We start from the raw sequence: 19,268 nt of genomic DNA on the forward strand, positions 1-19,268 counted from the left end.
GCCGCTATTTTTCCACGCCCATCATCGCGTTCGGCAGCACCGTCACGATGCCTGGAAAGATGGTGATGAGGGCGATGCAGGCCACGAGGCAGAAGAAGAACGGAATGGCCGCCCTGGCGATCACGTTGCTGTCCTTGCCCGTCATGTTCTGCAGCACGAAGAGATTGAAGCCCACAGGCGGCGTGACCTCGGCGATTTCCACCAGCAGCACCACGAAGATGCCGAACCACACCAGGTCGAAGCCGGCCTTCTGCACCATCGGCAGGACCACGGCGCTGGTGAGCACGATCATCGAGATGCCATCGAGCGCCGTGCCCAGCACCAGGTACACCACCACCAGTGCGCTGATGAGCGCGTAGGGCGACAGGTGCATGCTGTCCACCCATTCGGCCAATTCGCGCGGAATACCGGTGAAGGCCATGGTCTTGGTCAGGAACGCGGCGCCGGCCAGGATGAACATGATCATGCAGCTGGTGCGGGTGGCGCCCATCAGGGCATCCTTGAAGTTCTGCCAGGTCAGGCTCTTGCCCCACGCCGCGATGGCCAGCGAGCCCAGTACGCCGAAGGCCGCGCACTCGGTGGCGGTGGCCCAGCCGGCCACCAGCACCCACACGATGAAGACGATCAGCAGCGCGCAGGGAATCAGATTGCCCGAGAGCTTGAGCTTCTGAATGAAGCCGGTGGGCGGATCGGCCGGCGGCACCTGGTCGGGGTGGCGCAGGCTCCACCAGCCGATGTAGCCGGAAAACAGCAGCATCAGCAGCAGGCCCGGCAGGAAGCCGGCCAGGAAGATGCGGATGATGGAAGCATCGGCGGCCACGGCGTACACCACCATGGTGATCGACGGCGGAATGAGGATGCCCAGCGTGCCGGCCGTGGCCAGCGAGCCGATGGCCAGCTTCTCGTTGTAGCCGCGCCGCTTGAGCTCGGGCAGCGCCACCTTGGCAATGGTGGCGCAGGTGGCCGCCGAGGAGCCCGACACCGAGCCGAACACGCCGCAACCCAGGATGGTGGTGTGCATCAGCCGTCCGGGCACCCGGTTGAGCCAGGGGCGCAGGCCTTCGAACATCTCTTCGGACAGGCGCGTGCGAAACAGGATCTCGCCCATCCAGATGAACAGGGGCAGGGCGGCCAGTTCCCAGCTGGCGTTGCTTTCCCAGAAGGCCGAGAAGAGGTTCTTGCCGGGCAGCGTGCTGGTGAAGAAGGCCTGGCCGACCCAGCCGACGATGGCCAGCGTCATCGCGATCCATACGCCGCCGGCCAGCAGCACCAGCATGATGGCGAGCAGCAGCGCGCCCATGAGTAGGGTTTCAAGCACGTCTTGGCTTTCTTGTTGTTCTTAGATGTCGGAAGAGAAATCGCCGGCCGCGTGCCGCTCTTCCACTGCGCGCTGGTAGCTGGGCTTTTCGCCGCGCACCACGCCCACCAGTTCGTCGATCATGGCAATGAGCAGCAGCCAGCAGCCGATGACGAAGCTCGATTGCGGAATCCAGATCGGGATGACCAGCAGGCCCGTGGCCATCTCGGCGAAGGCGTAGCTCTCCCAGGTGAAGCTGGTGGCCCAGTACGTGAGGTAGGCCACCGACACCGCCGCGATCAGCAGGCAGATGGCGTCGAGCGCGCGCCGCACCTTGGACGGGACAGCGTCCAGCAGCAGCGTGACCCGCACGAAGTCGCCATGCCGGAAGGCATGCGCCATGGCGAGGAAGGCGGCGGCCGCGCACAGCCAGGCCACCGCGTCGTTCAGTCCGCTGACGTGCCAGTTCATCTGCCGGCCCACGCCGGCGACGATCATCAGCACGAAGATGAGGAACACGCAGAAGGCGCCCAGGGCGCCTGCACCGTTGTAGAGGCCGTCGAGCAGTCGGCGCACGGGTCAGGCCTTCCGCGTCATCACTTCTTCTTGTACGCGTCGACGATCGCCTGACCGTCCGAACCCGCAGCCTTGAGCCAGTCGGCCTGCATGATGCCGCCCACCTGGCGCATGTCGGCGTCGAGCTTGGGCGAGGGCTTGTGGATCTTCATGCCGCGCTCGGACAAGAGGCGCTTGTATTCGTCGTTCTTTTCCTGCGCCACCTTCCAGCCGCGCGCTTGCGCATCGGCCGCAGCCTTGGTCACCGCGGCCTTGGTGGTGGGGTCGAGCGCGTCGAAGGCCTTGACGTTCACCAGCACTGCGTTCTTCGGGATCCAGGCCTGCGTGTCGTAGAAGTTCTTGATGTGCTCGTAGGTCTTGGTGTCGTAGCCGGTGGAGCCCGAGCTCATGTAGCTCTCGATCACGCCGGTGGCCATGGCCTGGGCCAGTTCGGCCTGCTGGATCTGGACCGGCTGCGCGCCGATGAGTTCGGCGATCTTGGCCGTGGCGGGGCTGTAGGCGCGCCACTTGATGCCGCGCAGGTCGGCCACCGAGCCGATCTCCTTCTTCACGTAGATGCCCTGCGGCGCCCACGGCACCATGAAGAGCACCTTGATGCCCTGGGCGGCCAGCAGCTTGTCCATGGCCGGCTTGGAGACCTCGTAGAGCTTCTTCGCCTCCGCATAGGTGGTGGCCAGGAAGGGCACGCCGTCCAGCGCGTAGATGGGATTCTCGTTGGCGAAGTTGGCCAGCAGGATCTCGCCGGCCTGGGCCTGGCTGCTCTGCACCGCGCGCTTGATCTCGGTGGCCTTGAACAGCGACGCGTTGGCATGCACCGTGATCTTGAGCTTGCCGCCCGTGGCCGCGTCCACGTCCTTGGCGAACTGCGCGATGTTTTCGGTGTGGTAGTTGGTGGCCGGGTAGGCGGTGGGCAGGTCCCACTTGGTCTGTGCCAGGGCGCTGGTGCCGAGGCCGAGGCTCATGCCGATGCCGGCGAGTGCGGCGCGAAGCTTGTAGTTCATGTGTTCTCCAACAGACAAGGCGGAAAAAATGAAGAAGCGAGCTTACGTGCAAGTTGTGGGCCAAGAAGTGGGGCATTCCCGTGGGCGCGGCGCGCGCCCAACGCCAACGGGCCGCATGACGCGGCCCGTTGGCATGTACCGGAGCAAAAGGTTTACGGCTTGGTGCTGCCCTTGGCTGATGCTGCGGCGGGCTGGGCCGGCTTGGCCGGTGCAGCTGGTGCAGCGGCTGCGGCCTTGTACGGCTGGCCATTGACCGTCAGGCCTTCGCCCGAGAGCTTCTCGGCCGTCTTCTCCTTCACGCCCTTCACGCGGGCCATGAAGTCGTCCCAGTTCTTGAACTCACCCTGCTTGCGGGCATCGACGATGCGCTGCGACATGGCCGGGCCCACGCCCTTGAGGCCATCGAGTTCGGCGGGGGTGGCCTTGTTGGCGTCGACGGCGGCGAAGGCCGAGGCGGCAGCCAGCATGGCCAGGCCGGCCAGAAGTTTCTTCAACATTGATTTCTCCCTGATATCTTCTTGAATGGAAGCAACATTGCGTTGTTCCACCGGTCACAGGATGCGACCGGCAGTTTTCAAACGGTATCGCGGGGCGCGGCGTTGACAGCGTGCACCCTGGTCCCCGCCCGGGAATATTCACGAAGGAGAAAGAGGCGCGCGCGCCGCTCAGAGTTCTTCGACCCGGCGCGGCGGATAACTGTCCCAGGCCTGGCAGCCGGGGCAATGCCAGAAGTACTGGTGCGCCTCGAAGCCGCAGGCCGCGCAGCGATAGCGCATCAGGGGACGCACCGCCTGGTCGAGCGCGCGCTGCACGGGTGGGTGCAGGGCTTCGCGCTCGAAGCGTTCGCCGGCCAGCCAGCGGCTTGCCGCCGCCAGCGACGGCTGGTGCTGCAGGTGGGCCACATAGCTGTCGCGCGGAGTGACCGCGGCTTCGCCGTCGCCGGTGCCTGCCCCGGTATCGGTCAGCGTGGTTCCGCCCAGCGCCACGATGGCGTCCACCACGTCGATGGACGGCGCCGCGGCGTAGCGGCGCTGCAGCAGTGCGAGCGCCTCGCCCGAGCGCTGCGCTGCAGCGCCTGCCTGCTGCAGCAGCGAGGCGTAGAGCGGCAGCGCCAGCGGCGCAGTATCGGAAAGTGCGACGAGGGTGTCGAAGGCCTTGCCTGCTTCGCCGTTGCGCAACTGCAGCGCGGCCGTATCAATGGCAGGGCGCGGCGCCGTGGGCGCAATCTCGGTGGCCTGCCGAAGCAGCCGCCCGGCTTCATCGAACTCGCCGCGCGCCACATGCTCGGCCGCCTGCTCGCACAGGTAGTGCGCGCGGCGCGTGCTGTAGCTGGCCTGATCGGACTCGTCGAGCTTGCGGGCCACCTCCGCGGCCTGCGTCCATTCGCGCGAGCGCTCGTAGATGGCCAGCAGCGCCAGCCGCGCCTCGTTCTCGTAATGGGTGCCTTCTAGCTTTTGCAGGGCGGCCTCGGCGCGGTCCAGCAGGCCGGCGCGCAGGAAGTCCTGCGCCAGCGCATGCTGCGCGCGGTCGCGGTCGGCGCGGCTCAGGTCGCCGCGCGACAGCAGGTGCTCATGCACGCGCACGGCGCGCTGGTATTCGCCGCGGCGGCGAAACAGGTTGCCCAGCGCGAAGTGCAGCTCCTGCGTGTCGGGGTCGTTCTGCACCGCCTCGATGAAGGCATCGATGGCCTGGTCCTGCTGCTCGTTGAGCAGGAAGTTCAGGCCGCGGAAATACGCCTTGGGCGCCTGGCGGTTTTCCAGCCGCAGCTGGCGCAGGTCGAAGCGCGAGGCCAGCCAGCCCAGCACGAAAGCCAGGGGCAGCCCCAGCAGGAGCCAGCTGAGATCAAAGTCCATGATGGCGCGCCACCGTCAGGTCGGTGCCGCTGCTGTTGTTGTTGTTGATGAGGTTGTCGGAGGCCACGCTGGCGTTGCCGGCCGGCGCAGCGGACTGGACGATGGCCGGCGGCGCTGCCGGCCTGGCCGCATTGCTGCGATGCCGCCACCAGCCGGGCAGCATGCCCAGGGCGCCCACCACCATGCCGCCCGCGAAGGCGACCAGCACCACCAGCACCAGCGGCGCGCGCCAGTAGGTGCCGAAGAAGAAGTTGACGGTCGCATCGTGCTGGTTGTTCAGCGCGAAAGCGAAGAGGGTAAAAAAAATGGCTGCCTTGAGCAGCCACAGCAGGTATTTCATGGGCGCTTTCCGGTGACCGGAAAGATTCTACGAGCGCGAAGGCTCATTCACCCTTGCGGGCCGGCGGCTCGCCGCCCAGTTGGGCGCTGCGCTCGTCCACCGCTTCGCGCAGGGCCTTGCCCGGCTTGAAGTGGGGAACGCGCTTTTCCGGCACGGCCACGCTTTCGCCCGAGCGGGGATTGCGCCCGATGCGCGGCGGCCTGCGGCTGACCGAAAAGCTGCCGAAGCCACGGATCTCGATGCGATTGCCACGGACCAGCGCGTCGCTCATGGCGTCGAGGATGGTCTTGACGGCCGACTCCGCGTCGCGATGGGTGAGCTGCGCGAAGCGTGCGGCGAGTTCTTCTACGAGATCGGAACGGGTCATGTCGGGCGACTATAAATAAAAAAAGGACAGGGAGCCCTTTCGGGCCGACCCTGTCCCCCTGGCAGCGGCTTACTTGTCGCCGTTGTTGTCCAGCTTGGCGCGCAGCAGGGCGCCCAGGCTGGTGGTGCCGGCGTTTTCGCGAGCCGACTGCTGGGCCAGGCTGGCCATGGCGCCTTGCTCGTCGACCATGTCCTTCTGCTTGACCGACAGCTGGATGTTGCGGGTCTTGCGATCCACGTTGACCACCACGGCCGTCACTTCGTCGCCTTCCTTGAGCACGTTGCGGGCGTCTTCCACGCGGTCGCGGGAGATTTCCGAAGCGCGCAGGTAGCCGACGATGTCGTTGCCCAGGTCGATCTCAGCGCCGCGGGCGTCCACGGTCTTGACCTTGCCGGTCACGACCTGGCCCTTGTCGTTCACCGAGGTGAAGGTGGTGAAGGGGTCGCTGTCCAGCTGCTTGATGCCCAGGCTGATGCGCTCGCGGTCGACGTCGACGGCCAGCACGATCGCTTCGACTTCCTGGCCCTTCTTGTAGTTGCGCACGGCGGTTTCGCCGGGCTCGTTCCACGAGAGGTCGGACAGGTGCACCAGGCCGTCGATGCCGGCAGCCAGGCCCACGAACACGCCGAAGTCGGTGATCGACTTGATCGGGCCCTTGACGCGGTCGCCGCGCTTGGTGTTTTGCGCGAACTCTTGCCACGGGTTGGCCTTGCACTGCTTCATGCCCAGGCTGATGCGGCGCTTGTCTTCGTCGATTTCCAGGACCATGACTTCGACTTCGTCGCCCAGCGAAACGATCTTGTTCGGGGCGATGTTCTTGTTGGTCCAGTCCATTTCGGAGACGTGCACCAGGCCTTCGATGCCCGGCTCGAGCTCGACGAACGCGCCGTAGTCGGCAATGTTCGTGACCTTGCCGAACAGGCGGGTGCCTTGCGGGTAGCGGCGCGAAACGCCCATCCACGGGTCGTCGCCCATCTGCTTGAGACCCAGCGACACGCGGTTCTTCTCGGTGTCGAACTTGAGGATCTTGGCAGTGATTTCCTGACCGGCCTGAACGACTTCGCTCGGGTGGCGGACACGGCGCCAGGCCATGTCGGTGATGTGCAGCAGGCCGTCGATGCCGCCGAGGTCGACGAACGCACCGTATTCGGTGATGTTCTTGACGACGCCGCGAACCACGGCGCCTTCCTTCAGCGTTTCCATCAGCTTGGCGCGCTCTTCGCCCATGCTGGCTTCCACCACGGCACGGCGCGACAGCACGACATTGTTGCGCTTGCGGTCGAGCTTGATGACCTTGAATTCGAGGGTCTTGTTCTCGAAGGGCGTCAGGTCCTTGATCGGACGGGTGTCGATCAGCGAACCCGGCAGGAAGGCGCGGATGCCGTTGACGAGCACCGTGAGGCCGCCCTTGACCTTGCCGGAGGTGGTGCCGGTGACGAACTCGCCGGATTCCAGAGCCTTTTCCAGGCTCATCCACGAAGCGAGGCGCTTGGCGGTGTCGCGCGACAGGATGGTGTCGCCGTAGCCGTTTTCGACCGAGCCGATGGCCACGGAAACGAAATCGCCGGCCTGGACTTCGAGTTCACCCTTGTCGTTCTTGAATTCTTCGATCGGCACGTAGGCTTCGGACTTGAGGCCTGCGTTGACCACGACGTGGTTGTGTTCCACGCGCACGACTTCGGCGGTGATGACTTCGCCGGAGCGCATTTCGGAGCGCTTCAGGGATTCTTCGAATAGGGCGGCAAAAGATTCAGACATTGAGGTTCCTTCCGTCAGGCAGGTTTCCAGTCGCAAGTGCGAAATTGCGGCGACTGTTTTTATGGCTGGAGACGGCGGTTTGGGCGTGAGCCCGGTTGGTTGAACAACCCATCTGGGCCGATGCGCTGGCGCGCGGTGGGGACCCGATGGACGGTAGGCCCTCAGTGGGTGACCGAGGGCCAGCTTCTCAAGATGGCTCGGCGGCCCGGCTGTTCAATGCCTGGGTGCCGATGCCGCCCCGAAAGGCTGCACTTGCTGCCACCAGTCCAGCACCTGATCGACCGATTGAGAAACCGTTTGATCGGAGTTGTCCAGGAGGCGAGCATCCTGCGCCGGCTTGAGAGGGGCGGTGCTGCGGGAGGTGTCCCGGGCATCACGCGCCTCCAGATCCTGGCGAAGACTGTCGAGTGTAACGGAAATTCCCTTTGAAATCAATTGCTTATACCGCCGCTCGGCCCGGTGGCTGGCGCTGGCGGTCAGGAAGACCTTGAGTTGCGCGTCTGGGAAGATGACGGTGCCCATGTCCCGGCCGTCCGCCACCAGCCCCGGCAGGCGGCGCAGGCGCTTTTGCAGGTCGACCAGGGCCTGGCGCACGGCGGGCAGGGCGGACACGCGCGAGGCATCCATGCCGGCGGCTTCGGTGCGGATGGCTTCGGTCACGTCCTCGTCGCCCAGCATCACCCGGCCGGTGGAAAAGTCCAGGGGCAGGCTGCGCGCGATCTCGGCGATGCGCGGCTCGTCGGCCGGCGTGGCCGCCAGGCCGGCACGGCTCATGGCCAGGCCGGTGACGCGGTACAGCGCACCCGAATCCAGGTAGTGGTAGCCCAGTTCGTTGGCCACCTCGAGCGCCAGGGTGCCCTTGCCCGAGGCCGTCGGGCCGTCGATGCAGATCACGGGCACGGTCACCGGCTCGCTCACCGAGAACAGGGTCTCGAAGTAGTCGGGGAAGGTCTTGGCCACGCACTTGGGGTCGAGGATGCGCACCGGCAGGCGGTCGGGGTTGAAGGCCGCCAGCGAGAAGCACATGGCCACGCGGTGGTCGTCGTAGGTGTGAATGCTCGCTGCCCGCCATTGGCCCGCGGCCAGCGGCTGGATGCGGATGAAGTCGGTGCCCGTCTCCACCTGCGCGCCGAGCTTGCGCAGCTCGTTGGCCATGGCGTCGATGCGGTCGGTTTCCTTCACGCGCCAGCTGGCGATGTTGCGCAGGACGCTGGGGCCGTCGGCGTAGAGCGCCATCACGGCCAGCGTCATCGCGGCGTCCGGAATGTGGTTGGCGTCCAGGTCGATGGCCTTCAGTGGCCAGGCGCCGCGCGAGATGCGCAGCCAGTTGGGGCCGCTGTCGACCTGGGCGCCCATGCTCCGCGCGGCCTCGACGAAGCGGATGTCGCCCTGGATGGAGTCGGCCCCCACGCCCTCGATGCGGATGCCGTCCTGCCCGGCGACCGGCGCCGCAACCGGCGCGGCAATGGCACCCAGCGCGATGAAGTAGCTGGCCGAAGAGGCATCCGACTCGATGTGGATGCTGCCCGGCGTGCGGTACTGGCTGCCGGCCGGGATCACGAAGCGGCTCCACCCGTCGCGCCGCACCTGGATGCCGAAGCGCGCCAGCAGGTTGAGCGTGATTTCGATGTAGGGCTTGGAGATCAGCTCCCCGATTACGTCGATGGTGATCGTGCGCCCCGCCGCCGGGCCGCCCCAAGGCGGGGCAGCCCCCTCGGGGGGCGGCGAACCACGCGAAGCGGGGAGCGTGGGGGCCACAGACGCCAGCGGCAGGGCCAGCAGCAGCGCGGTGAGGAACTGGCTGGACACGTCGCCCCGCACCCGGATCGGCTGCGACAGGTTCAGCTCGTCCAGCGGCACGGGGTGGATCTGCAGCGGCGGAAAACCGGGGTTGCCCAGGTAGTCGATGCGGCAGCCCAGGCCGATGAGCGCGTCGACCAGGTCGCCGATGGGCCGCTCGTGCATGCGCGGCACGCCGCTGAGCTTGAATTCGCCGCCCAGCAGGGCGAGGGCCGCGGTGAGCGGACGCATGGCGGTGCCCGCATTGCCGAGGAACAGCTCGGCCTGCCGGGCGCCTTCCTTCAGCTGCCCGCCCAGGCCGGTGATGCGGGTGATGCCCGAACGCTGCTCGACGCCGCAGCCCAGCTGCGCGAGCGCGGCCAGCATCACGCGGGTGTCGTCCGAATCCAGGAGGTCGTGCACCTCGGTCGTGCCTTGCGCCAGGGCCGCCAGCAGCAGCACGCGGTTGGAGATGCTCTTGGAGCCGGGCAACTGCACGGTTCCGCCGGCGGCGCGCAGCGCGGGAAGGTCGAGGAAAGCGATGTCGTACATGGAGGGAGTGCCTCGTGAAGGCGAGGGCTTCGTTCAGCGCCTTCGTGGGGATTCTTCGTTCAAGCGTCGGGCGATTCGGTGCTGCTGCCCAGGCGCCACTCGCCGCGCACCTGGCTGGCCGCGGTGATGGCCTGCTCCAGGTCGGTGACGTTGTCGGTGCGCATCATGGTCTCGAGTTCGTCCAGCGCCTGACGGAAGAACTGCGACTGGCGCAGCACCTGCTCGCGGTTGGCCAGCAGCACGTCGCGCCACAGCGTGGGCTCGCCGGCGGCGATCCGGGTGAAGTCGCGGAACCCGGGGCCAGCCAGTTCGAGGAAGGTGTCGCCCTCCGGCTGGGAGGCAATGCCGTTCATGAAGGCGAAGGCCAGCAGGTGCGGCAGATGGCTCACGGCGGCAAAGGCGCTGTCGTGCGCCTGGTGCGTCATCTGGCTCACGTGGGCGCCGACGCTGGTCCAGACTTGCGCGGCGCGCTGCACGTTGGAGCGCAGGGTGGCCTTGATGGGCGTGAGCACCACTTGGCGGCCAATGAAGAGATCGGCCTCGGCATGCTCGATGCCCGCCACTTCCTTGCCAGCGATGGGATGCGCTGGCACGAAGCATTTCAGCTTGCCTTCCAGGCTTTGCTGCGCGGCCTCGATGACGTCGCTCTTGGTCGATCCCACGTCCATTACCAGCGTCTCGGCGCCGATGCCGTGGCGGATGGCCCTGAAGGTGGCTTCGGTCGCGGCCACCGGCACCGCCAGCAGCACCAGGTCGGCGCCCGACACCGCCATCAGCGCCGAGGGCGCGGCCACGTCGATCACCCCCAGCTGCTTGGCCCGTTCGGTGGTGGAGGGCGACTTGCTGTAGCCCACCACGCGCTTGACCAGCCCGGCGCGCTTGAGCGCCAGGGCGAACGAGCCGCCCATCAGGCCGCAGCCGATCAGTCCCAGTTGCTCGAACATTGCGCTGTCGCCTTCAAGCCTTGACCGGATAGGCGCCCAGGACCTTGTAGAAGGCGCAGAGCTGCTTCAGTTCGGCCAGCGCGGCAGCCACATGGGGCTGCGACGGGTGGCCGTCGAGGTCGATGTAGAAGTAGTACTCCCACTGGCCCGTGCGTGCCGGGCGCGACTCGAAGCGCGTCATGGAGACGTTGTTCGTCTTCAGCGGCACCAGCAGGTCGTGCACCGCGCCGGGCTTGTTGGGCACCGACACCACCAGGCTGGTGCAGTCGTGGCCCGAGGCCGGCGGCATGGCCAGCGTGCTCGGCAGCGTGATGATGGAGAAGCGGGTGCGGTTGTACGCATCGTCCTGGATGGCGTGCGCCACGATGTGCAGGCCGTACTGGGTGGCCGCGCGTTCGCTGGCCAGGCCCGCCCAGGCGGGGTTGGTGGCGGCCAGCCGCGCACCTTCGGCATTGCTGGAGACGGCGCGCCGTTCCGCATGGGGCAGGTGCTTGGCCAGCCAGGCCTGGCACTGCGCCAGGGCCTGGGGGTGCGCCAGCACGGCCTCGATGCCTTCCAGCGAGTTCTCCTTGCGCAGCAGGTTGTGCCGGATCAGCAGGCTGACCTCGCCCACCACGTGGGTCGGCGAGTGCAGGAACATGTCGAGCGAGCGCGTGACCACGCCTTCGTTGGAGTTCTCGACGCCCACCACGCCGTACTGGGCGCTGCCGCTGGTGGTGGCATGGAACACCTCGTCGAAGCTGGCGCAATAGATGAGGTCGGCCGCGCCGCCGAAGTACTCGATGGCCGCCTGTTCGCAGAAGGTGCCTTCGGGGCCGAGCACCGCCACGCGCTGGGGCGATTCGAGGGCCAGGCAGGCCGACATGATCTCGCGCCAGATGGCCGCGACATGGGAGCCCTTGAGCGGGCCCTGGTTGCTCCTGGTCATCTTCTCGATGACCTGCGCCACCCGGTCCGGGCGGAAGTAGGGCGTGCCTTCGCGTTTCTTGACTTCGCCCACCTGTTCGGCGACGTGCGCGCGCTGGTTCAGCAGCGTGAGCAGCTGCTGGTCCAGCGAGTCGATCTGCACGCGCAGATCGGCCAGGCTGGAGGAAGGGTCGGAAGGAGGGGTAGGCGCGGCGGGGGAGGTCATGCGATTCAAGCGTGGAGTCGCTCGAATTCTCGCATGTACCCCACAAGCGCTTGCACGCCGGCCAGCGGCATGGCGTTGTAGATGCTCGCGCGCATGCCGCCCACGGACTTGTGGCCCTTGAGCTGCAGCAGCCCGGCTTCACGTGCGCCCGCCAGGAAAGCCTCGTTGCGGCCGTCATCGGCCAGGAAGAAGGGCACGTTCATGCGCGAACGGCACGCTGTCGCCACCTTGTTCGAATAGAAGGCCGAGCCGTCGATGAAGTCGTACAGCAGCTTCGCCTTGGCGACGTTGCGCGCCTCCATGGCGGCCACGCCGGTGAGCTCGCCTTCCGTCTGCTCGAGCAGCCACTGGAAGGTGAGACCGGCCATGTAGATGCCCCAGGTGGGCGGGGTGTTGTACATGGACTGGTTGTCGGCCACGGTGCGGTAGTTGAACGCGCTCGGGCAGATCTCCAGGGCATGGCCCAGCAGGTCGTCGCGCACCACCACGATCGTGAGGCCCGCGGGGCCGATGTTCTTCTGGGCACCGCCAAAAGCCAGGCCGACACGGCGCCAGTCGACGCTGCGCGAGGCCACGTGCGACGAGAAGTCGATGACCAGCGGTGCCGAACTGCCCAGCGCGGCCAGGTCGGGCAACTGCTGGAATTCGACGCCGTGGATGGTCTCGTTGGAGCAAAGATGCACGTACGAGGCACCGTCGCTCAGCTGCCAGCCGGCCGGATCGGGCAGCTGCGTGTGGCCGTTGTCGGCGTTGCTGGCCGCCACATGCGCGGTGCAGTAGCGCTGCGCTTCCTTGGCCGACTTCTGGCTCCAGGAGCCGGTGACCACGAAGTCGACGGTCTTGCCGCGCGACAGGTTGAGCGGAACGATGGCGTTCTCGCCCAGTCCGCCGCCCTGCATGAACAGCACGTGAAAGTGCTGCGGAATGGCCAGCAGCGTGCGCAGGTCGGCCTCGGCCCGGGCCAGGATGGCGCCGAACTCCTTGCCGCGATGGCTCATTTCCATCACGCCCATGCCGCTGCCCTGCCAGTCGAGCATTTCGGCGGCGGCGCGCTCGAGCACCGCCTCCGGCATGGCCGCCGGCCCTGCCGAGAAGTTGTAGGGGCGCGGGCCCTTGGCCGCGCTCACTTCTTCGCCGGCGCCTTGGCCGGGGCCTTGCCGCCGTCGGTGGGGGCGCCCAGGGCCTTGGCCACGCTGGTGTCCAGCGCGCGGATCTTGGGCTCGATGGTGGCGCGGGTGTCCTCGACCACCTTCTTGGTCAGGGCGGTCTGCATCTGCGGGTTCAGGTCCTGGTACTTCTTGGCCAGGGGCGAGCTGATCCAGGCGACCAGCTGCTTGAGTTCTTCTTCGGAGAAGTTCTGCTCCAGGATCGGGCCCAGCGTGGTGGGCGCAGCCTGCAGGGCCTTGTCGCGCACGATCGGGTAGGACTCGTCGAAGTACTTCTTCAGTTCGGCATCGGCGGCCTTGGCGGCGGCTTCACGCTTCTCGGCGGGAACCTGCGTTTGCAGATAGCCGGAGCCTGCCTGAGCGATCGGGTCGCTTGCCTGCTGCACCAGGGCGCGCGACAGCGCCTCGATGCCGGGCTTTTGCAGGTCGAGGAACTGCTTGATCAGCGCGGCCTTGCCGTCCTGTGCCCAGCTGAAGGAAGAAGCGGTGAGGGCAGCAGCCAGCACGGCAAGTTTGATCTTGTTCACTGAGGGTTCTCCGTAGAAGTTGAAGTGTCGTCGGCACCCGTTTCGGTGTCGCCGTTGGCGTCGTTCTCGACGATGCGTTGCAGACCACTGAGCTTGGAGCCTTCGTCCAGGCCGATCAGCGTCACACCTTGGGTGGCTCGTCCGAGTTCGCGGATTTCCGCGACGCGTGTACGCACGAGCACGCCCTTGTCGGTGATCAGCATGATCTCGTCGTCCGCGTGCACCAGGGTGGCGGCAACGACCTTGCCGTTGCGCTCACTCTGCTGAATCGCAATCATGCCCTTGGTTCCGCGGCCATGACGGGTGTACTCGGTAATATTTGTACGTTTTCCGAATCCGTTTTCGGTGGCCGTGAGCACGCTCTGCTGCTCGTCCTCGGCCACCAGCATGGCGATCACGCGCTGGCTTTCCTCCAGCGTCATGCCCTTCACGCCTCGCGCGTTGCGGCCCATGGGCCGCACGTCGTTCTCGTCGAAGCGCACGGCCTTGCCGCCGTCCGAGAACAGCATCACGTCGTGCTTGCCGTCGGTGAGCGCCGCGCCGATGAGGAAGTCGCCGTCGTCCAGGTCCACGGCAATGATGCCGGCCTTGCGCGGGTTGCTGAATTCGTCCAGCGCCGTCTTCTTCACCGTGCCCATCGAGGTCGCCATGAAGACGAACTGGTCGGCCGGGAAGGTGCGCTTGTCGCCCGTGAGCGGCAGCACCACGTTGATCTTCTCGCCTTCCTGCAGCGGGAACATGTTGACGATGGGGCGCCCGCGCGAGCCGCGCGAGCCGGCCGGCACTTCCCACACCTTGAGCCAGTACAGGCGCCCGCGGTTGGAGAAGCACAGGATGTAGTCGTGCGTGTTGGCGATGAAGAGCTGGTCGATCCAGTCGTCTTCCTTCGTGGCCGTGGCCTGCTTGCCGCGCCCGCCGCGCTTTTGCGCGCGGTATTCGCCCAGCGGCTGGCTCTTGATGTAGCCGCTGTGCGAGAGCGTCACCACCATGTCGGTGGGCGTGATCAGGTCTTCGGTGGACAGGTCGTAGGCGCTGTGCTCGATCTGGCTGCGGCGCGCGCCCAGCTTGGTGTTGCCGAACTCCTGCTTCACCGCGGTGAGTTCCTCGCCGATGATGATGGACACGCGCGCGGGCTTGGCCAGGATGTCGAGCAGGTCCTCGATCTCCGCCATGACTTCCTTGTACTCGGCCACGATCTTGTCCTGCTCCAGGCCCGTGAGGCGCTGCAGGCGCATCTGCAGGATTTCCTGGGCCTGGGTGTCCGAAAGGCGGTACAGGCCGTCGCCGCCCATGCCGAACTCCTTTTCCAGGCCTTCGGGGCGGTAGTCGTCGGCATTGATGGTGCCGCCGTCGGCCCGGCTGCGGGTGAGCATCTCGCGCACCAGCTTGCTGTCCCAGCTGCGGGCCATCAGCTCGGCCTTGGCCACTGGCGGGGTGGGGGCGTTGCGGATGATCGCGATGAAGTCGTCGATGTTGGCCAGCGCCACCGCCAGGCCCTCCAGCACATGGCCGCGGTCGCGCGCCTTGCGCAGGTTGAACACCGTGCGGCGGGTGACCACTTCGCGGCGGTGCTGCAGGAAGACCTCGACCAGGTCCTTCAGGTTGCACAGCTTCGGCTGGCCGTCCACCAGGGCGACCATGTTGATGCCGAAGGTGTCCTGCATCTGCGTCTGCTTGTACAGGTTGTTGAGCACCACCTCGGGCACTTCGCCGCGCTTGAGCTCGATCACCAGGCGCATGCCCGACTTGTCGGATTCGTCCTGGATGTGGCTGATGCCCTCGAGCTTCTTCTCGCGCCACAGCTCGGCCATGCGCTCCTGCAGCGTCTTCTTGTTGACCTGGTAGGGCAGCTCGTCGACCACGATGGCCTGACGCTGGCCGCGGTCGATGTCCTCGAAGTGCACCTTGGCGCGCATGACCACCTTGCCGCGGCCGGTGCGGTAGCCGTCCTTGATGCCGTTGATGCCGTAGATGATGCCGGCGGTGGGGAAATCGGGCGCGGGCACGATTTCCATCAGCTCGTCGATGGTGGCTTGCGGATTGGCCAGCAAATGCAGGCATGCATCCACCACTTCGCCCAGGTTGTGCGGCGGAATATTGGTGGCCATGCCCACCGCAATACCGCCCGAGCCATTGACCAGCAGATTGGGCAGGCGACTCGGCAATACCAGCGGTTCTTTTTCGCTGCCGTCGTAATTCGGCCCGAAATCGACGGTTTCCTTGTCGATATCGGCCAGCATTTCATGCGCAATCTTCGCCAGGCGGATTTCCGTGTAGCGCATTGCCGCGGCGTTGTCGCCGTCGACTGAGCCGAAATTGCCCTGGCCGTCAACCAGCATATGCCGCATGGAGAAATCCTGCGCCATGCGCACGATCGTGTCGTATACGGACTGGTCGCCGTGCGGGTGGTACTTACCGATGACGTCGCCCACGATACGCGCCGACTTCTTATAGGGGCGGTTCCAGTCGTTGTTGAGCTCGTGCATGGCGTACAGCACGCGCCGGTGCACCGGCTTGAGGCCGTCGCGGGCGTCGGGAAGCGCGCGCCCGACGATCACGCTCATCGCGTAATCGAGATAGCTGCGGCGCATCTCCTCTTCGAGGCTGATGGGTAGAGTTTCTTTGGCGAACGAGGTCATGAAGGGGAGGGCCAGCAGGCAAGGACCCGAAATTTTACGCCCTCGCAGGTGTAGCAGCGCAGCAACAGATGGGGCCGTATTCGGCCTTTGAGGGGCGATTGGCCCCCCGTATCCGACCTGTTTGCTAAAGACCCTATGGCACAATCGTTCCAGCGTTTTGGGTGGTGGTCACTTAAAGCGTCCTTGTTTCGCAGCGCGGCTGCGGCTTTTTCCCCAAGAGGAGAACCATGAAGAAACTGAATAAAGTGGCGATGATGTTTGCAGTCGCTGCGCTCGCCACTGCCGCCGGCGCGCAGACCCGTGTCACCGCCGCGAACGGCGGTCCCGCCATCGACAACTGGCAGAACGGTACGGGCGAACTGGTCTGGAAGAACGGCACCAACGAACTGTGCTGGCGCGATGCGAACTGGACGCCCGCAACGGCTGCTGTGGGTTGCGACGGCGCTCTGGTTCCCGCCGCTGCTCCCGCTCCGGCTCCCGCACCCGCTCCGGTTGCACCTCCCGCTCCCGTGGCTTCGAAGGTGACCTTCGCTGCTGACGCCTTCTTCGACTTCGACAAGGCTGTGCTCAAGCCCGAAGGCCGCGCCAAGCTGGACGACCTGGTCAACAAGATCCGTGGCGTGAACCTGGAAGTGATCATCGCCGTGGGCCACACCGACTCGATCGGTACGGACGCCTACAACCAGAAGCTGTCGGTTCGCCGTGCTGAAGCCGTCAAGTCCTACCTGGTCAGCAAGGGCATCGAACGCAACCGCGTCTACACCGAAGGCAAGGGCGAGAAGCAGCCTGTTGCGGACAACCGCACCAAGGAAGGCCGCGCCAAGAACCGTCGCGTGGAAATCGAAGTGGTTGGCACGCAAGCCACCAAGTAATCCGAAAGGATTTACAACTAACCCCGCTCCGGCGGGGTTTTTTGCTTCAGGGGCCCCGCTCGTGCGGGGCTTTTTCATTGTTTTCCCGCGATGGGCCCCCATTCATAATCCGAAGAATGAGCAGCAGCAATAACGTGAACGCCGATCCGGCCGAATTGGCGAAATTTTCCGAGCTTGCCCATCGCTGGTGGGATATGGAAAGCGAGTTTCGGCCTTTGCACGAAATCAATCCGTTGCGCCTGGAATGGATTGACGGCATGGCGCCGCTGGCCGGCCAGCGCGCCCTCGACGTGGGCTGCGGCGGCGGCATCCTGGCGGATTCCATGGCGCGAAAAGGCGCCCAGGTGCTGGGCATCGACCTGGCCGACAAGGCCTTGAAGGTGGCGCAGCTTCATGCGCTGGAGGCCGGCACCCAGAACATCAAGTACCGCCATGTGGCCGTGGAAGCACTGGCGGCGGAGCAGCCCGCCAGCTTCGACGTCGTCACCTGCATGGAAATGCTGGAGCACGTGCCGGAGCCGGCGTCCGTGGTCAAGGCCTGCGCCGAACTGGTCAAGCCGGGCGGCTGGGTGTTCTTCTCGACCATCCACCGCAACTTCAAGTCCTTTCTCTTTGCCATCGTCGGTGCGGAGTACGTGCTGGGCATGCTCCCCAAGGGCACCCATGAATACAGGAAACTGATCCGCCCGAGCGAGCTCGCGTCGTACTGCCGCGCCGCCGGCCTGGACCTGCGGCACACGCGTGGCATGGAATACAACCCGCTCACGCGGCGCTACTGGCTCAGCGACAACACGAGCGTCAACTACATGTTCGCCACGCAGCGGCCGCAGGCGGTGGGCGCATGAGCGAACGATCCTTCGATGCGGTGCTGTTCGACCTCGACGGGACGCTCATCGACAGCGCGCCCGACCTGGGTGCAGCCGCCGACAAGATGCGCACCGACCGCGGCATGGCATCCCTGCCCTTGGATCGCTACCGCCCCATGGCCGGCTCGGGCGCGCGGGGCATGCTGGGCGTGGCCTTCGGTATCACGCCTGAGCATCCGGACTTTCCGGAACTGCGCGAAGAGTTCTTCGTCAACTACGAGCGGGCCATGACCGTACGCACGCGGGCCTTCGACGGGGTCGTGGAGCTGATCGACCAACTGTCGCAGCAAGGCCTGCGCTGGGGGGTGGTGACCAACAAGTCGGTGCGTTTCGCCGTGCCGCTGACTGCCGCGATGCCGATGTTCGCTACCTCGGGGGCGCTCGTGTGCGGCGACACCACGCCCTTCGCCAAGCCCCATCCCGAGCCCTTGTTCGAGGCTGCGCGGCGTCTAGGCGTCCTGCCGGAACGCTGCTTCTTCGTGGGCGATGACGAGCGCGACGTCATGGCGGGCCGGGCTGCCGGCATGCGCACCGTGGCGGCGACCTACGGCTACCTGGGCGATCGGGCGGACACCGAGTTGTGGCAGGCCGATGCCAGCATTTCCAGTCCCGGCGCGCTCTTAACCCTGATCGCGTCGGCAAATTCAGGCGAGCTGCTCTTTAAATAGTGCGCCAAGCCCTAAAATAGACAGTTCCTGGGGCTGCATTGGTTTCGACGTGGGTTCGGAATCGCAGCGGGGCATGTCGAGCTGAATGCGCTCGTAAAACAGATTCAAACAAACTAACTGCAAACGACGAACGTTTCGCACTCGCTGCTTAATAACCAGTGAGCCTTGCAACAGTTGGCCTATGGGCTGGGCAAGGGGGCGCTAGAGCAATCCGGCGCCTCCCGGCTGCAAGGTTATTCACATAGGCTGGCTTCGATCCGGGTGCCTTGGGTCGGGGCAAGACAATAGGGCACTGGCGGCCGGTGTAGCGTGCGACTGCGCGACGCCGGTGGCGAGATCCAAATCAGATCGCTAAACATGTAGAACTGCGCGAGGAAGGCTTGCGGACGGGGGTTCGAATCCCCCCAGCTCCACCAGCACACAAGATCCCGGCCGCTTTCGGCGGCCGGGATTTTTTCTTTGCTTCAGCACCGCGTGCGCATGGGTCCGCACACCTTGCGCTGCACGACTCACGATCCCGAGTCAGGTGCGGGCTCGAACAACTCGACAAGATTTCCTGACGGATCCTGCAGCAGGATCTGCCGGCCGCCTGGACCTGAAACGATCTCGTTGCGAAACGAGACGCCGGCCTTCTCGAGGGCGTTCACTTCCCCATCGAGGTCGCTGGTTCGCACGATGATCCGGTTCCACCCGCCGGGCTCGGGCTTGCTGCCGTCGGGCATGGGCTGTGAGCCACCGCCCGGGCCTTTGGGCGGGCTGAGCACGAGTTGCATGTTCTCGCGCGAGAGGATCGCGAAGTACGGGCCCGACTGGGCCGTGACCTCGAACCTCAGGTTCCTCGTGTAGAACGCGATGGCCGCGTCGACATCGTCCACGATGTAGCGGACCATGAGTGCGTTGAGCTTCATAGTGAGATCTCCTTGGGGACTGC

Annotated in this window: 18 protein-coding genes and 1 other RNA gene; 4 read left to right on the forward strand and 15 right to left on the reverse strand. The window is 65.8% G+C overall.

The window, feature by feature from the left end; genetic code table 11:
* Nucleotides 1-4: 4 nt before the first annotated feature.
* The 14 genes from VSO01S_RS07350 to gyrA all read right to left on the reverse strand — a co-directional run bounded on the left by VSO01S_RS07350 (nucleotide 5) and on the right by gyrA (nucleotide 15,931).
* On the reverse strand, nucleotides 5-1,300 hold the full coding sequence (locus VSO01S_RS07350) for a TRAP transporter large permease (protein ID WP_068641156.1): 1,296 nt from the start codon (nucleotides 1,298-1,300) through the stop codon (nucleotides 5-7).
* Nucleotides 1,301-1,339: 39 nt separating this feature from the next.
* Nucleotides 1,340-1,873 carry a TRAP transporter small permease gene (locus VSO01S_RS07355; RefSeq protein WP_068641157.1) on the reverse strand — a complete coding sequence of 178 codons (534 nt, stop codon included), beginning with the start codon at nucleotides 1,871-1,873 and terminating at the stop codon, nucleotides 1,340-1,342.
* A 20-nt stretch (nucleotides 1,874-1,893) separates the two neighbouring features.
* Nucleotides 1,894-2,874: a TRAP transporter substrate-binding protein gene (locus VSO01S_RS07360; RefSeq protein ID WP_068641158.1), complete on the reverse strand. Its 981-nt coding sequence runs from the start codon at nucleotides 2,872-2,874 to the stop codon at nucleotides 1,894-1,896.
* A 152-nt stretch (nucleotides 2,875-3,026) separates the two neighbouring features.
* The gene (locus VSO01S_RS07365; protein ID WP_068641159.1) at nucleotides 3,027-3,371 is read right to left on the reverse strand and encodes a ComEA family DNA-binding protein; all 345 of its coding nucleotides are present in this window, start codon (nucleotides 3,369-3,371) and stop codon (nucleotides 3,027-3,029) included.
* A 168-nt stretch (nucleotides 3,372-3,539) separates the two neighbouring features.
* Nucleotides 3,540-4,727 carry a lipopolysaccharide assembly protein LapB gene (gene lapB, locus VSO01S_RS07370; protein ID WP_068641160.1) on the reverse strand — a complete coding sequence of 396 codons (1,188 nt, stop codon included), beginning with the start codon at nucleotides 4,725-4,727 and terminating at the stop codon, nucleotides 3,540-3,542.
* On the reverse strand, nucleotides 4,717-5,067 hold the full coding sequence (locus tag VSO01S_RS07375) for a LapA family protein (RefSeq protein WP_068641161.1): 351 nt from the start codon (nucleotides 5,065-5,067) through the stop codon (nucleotides 4,717-4,719). The genes lapB and VSO01S_RS07375 overlap by 11 nt, the downstream gene beginning before the upstream one ends.
* A 43-nt stretch (nucleotides 5,068-5,110) precedes the next feature.
* Entirely contained in the window at nucleotides 5,111-5,434 is a 324-nt protein-coding gene (locus VSO01S_RS07380) for an integration host factor subunit beta (RefSeq protein WP_068641162.1), read from the reverse strand.
* Between the two features lie 69 nt (nucleotides 5,435-5,503).
* Entirely contained in the window at nucleotides 5,504-7,192 is a 1,689-nt protein-coding gene (gene rpsA / locus VSO01S_RS07385; RefSeq protein WP_068641163.1) for a 30S ribosomal protein S1, read from the reverse strand.
* A 213-nt stretch (nucleotides 7,193-7,405) separates the two neighbouring features.
* Nucleotides 7,406-9,523 (reverse strand): bifunctional 3-phosphoshikimate 1-carboxyvinyltransferase/cytidylate kinase, encoded by a 2,118-nt coding sequence (locus VSO01S_RS07390; protein ID WP_068641164.1) that lies wholly within the window; start codon nucleotides 9,521-9,523, stop codon nucleotides 7,406-7,408.
* Nucleotides 9,524-9,582: 59 nt separating this feature from the next.
* Nucleotides 9,583-10,467, reverse strand: coding sequence for a prephenate dehydrogenase (locus VSO01S_RS07395; protein WP_068641165.1), 885 nt, complete (start codon nucleotides 10,465-10,467; stop codon nucleotides 9,583-9,585).
* Nucleotides 10,468-10,480: 13 nt separating this feature from the next.
* Nucleotides 10,481-11,599, reverse strand: a complete 1,119-nt coding sequence (gene pheA, locus VSO01S_RS07400; protein ID WP_068641166.1) for a prephenate dehydratase — start codon at nucleotides 11,597-11,599, stop codon at nucleotides 10,481-10,483.
* A gap of 5 nt (nucleotides 11,600-11,604) precedes the next feature.
* Complete coding sequence (serC, locus tag VSO01S_RS07405) at nucleotides 11,605-12,672, reverse strand: 3-phosphoserine/phosphohydroxythreonine transaminase (RefSeq protein ID WP_068641203.1); 1,068 nt, start codon at nucleotides 12,670-12,672, stop codon at nucleotides 11,605-11,607.
* Between the two features lie 50 nt (nucleotides 12,673-12,722).
* Nucleotides 12,723-13,292 carry a DUF2059 domain-containing protein gene (locus tag VSO01S_RS07410; protein WP_068641167.1) on the reverse strand — a complete coding sequence of 190 codons (570 nt, stop codon included), beginning with the start codon at nucleotides 13,290-13,292 and terminating at the stop codon, nucleotides 12,723-12,725.
* Nucleotides 13,289-15,931: a DNA gyrase subunit A gene (gene gyrA / locus VSO01S_RS07415; protein WP_068641168.1), complete on the reverse strand. Its 2,643-nt coding sequence runs from the start codon at nucleotides 15,929-15,931 to the stop codon at nucleotides 13,289-13,291. The genes VSO01S_RS07410 and gyrA overlap by 4 nt, the downstream gene beginning before the upstream one ends.
* Before the next feature lie 227 nt (nucleotides 15,932-16,158).
* Between gyrA and ompA the strand changes: the two genes are divergently transcribed.
* The 4 genes from ompA (at nucleotide 16,159) to ssrA (ending at nucleotide 18,753) form a co-directional block, all read left to right on the forward strand.
* Nucleotides 16,159-16,803: an outer membrane protein OmpA gene (gene ompA / locus VSO01S_RS07420; RefSeq protein WP_068641169.1), complete on the forward strand. Its 645-nt coding sequence runs from the start codon at nucleotides 16,159-16,161 to the stop codon at nucleotides 16,801-16,803.
* Nucleotides 16,804-16,919: 116 nt separating this feature from the next.
* Entirely contained in the window at nucleotides 16,920-17,648 is a 729-nt protein-coding gene (gene ubiG, locus VSO01S_RS07425; protein ID WP_068641170.1) for a bifunctional 2-polyprenyl-6-hydroxyphenol methylase/3-demethylubiquinol 3-O-methyltransferase UbiG, read from the forward strand.
* Entirely contained in the window at nucleotides 17,645-18,337 is a 693-nt protein-coding gene (locus VSO01S_RS07430) for an HAD-IA family hydrolase (RefSeq protein WP_068641171.1), read from the forward strand. The genes ubiG and VSO01S_RS07430 overlap by 4 nt, the downstream gene beginning before the upstream one ends.
* 29 nt (nucleotides 18,338-18,366) lie before the next feature.
* Nucleotides 18,367-18,753: a transfer-messenger RNA gene (ssrA, locus tag VSO01S_RS07435) on the forward strand.
* Nucleotides 18,754-18,846: 93 nt separating this feature from the next.
* Here the strand turns inward: ssrA and VSO01S_RS07440 are convergent.
* Nucleotides 18,847-19,245, reverse strand: coding sequence for a VOC family protein (locus VSO01S_RS07440; RefSeq protein WP_068641172.1), 399 nt, complete (start codon nucleotides 19,243-19,245; stop codon nucleotides 18,847-18,849).
* Between the last annotated feature and the right edge of the window lie 23 nt (nucleotides 19,246-19,268).

Source organism: Variovorax soli NBRC 106424, assembly GCF_001591385.1.
Taxonomy (GTDB): domain Bacteria; phylum Pseudomonadota; class Gammaproteobacteria; order Burkholderiales; family Burkholderiaceae_C; genus Variovorax; species Variovorax soli.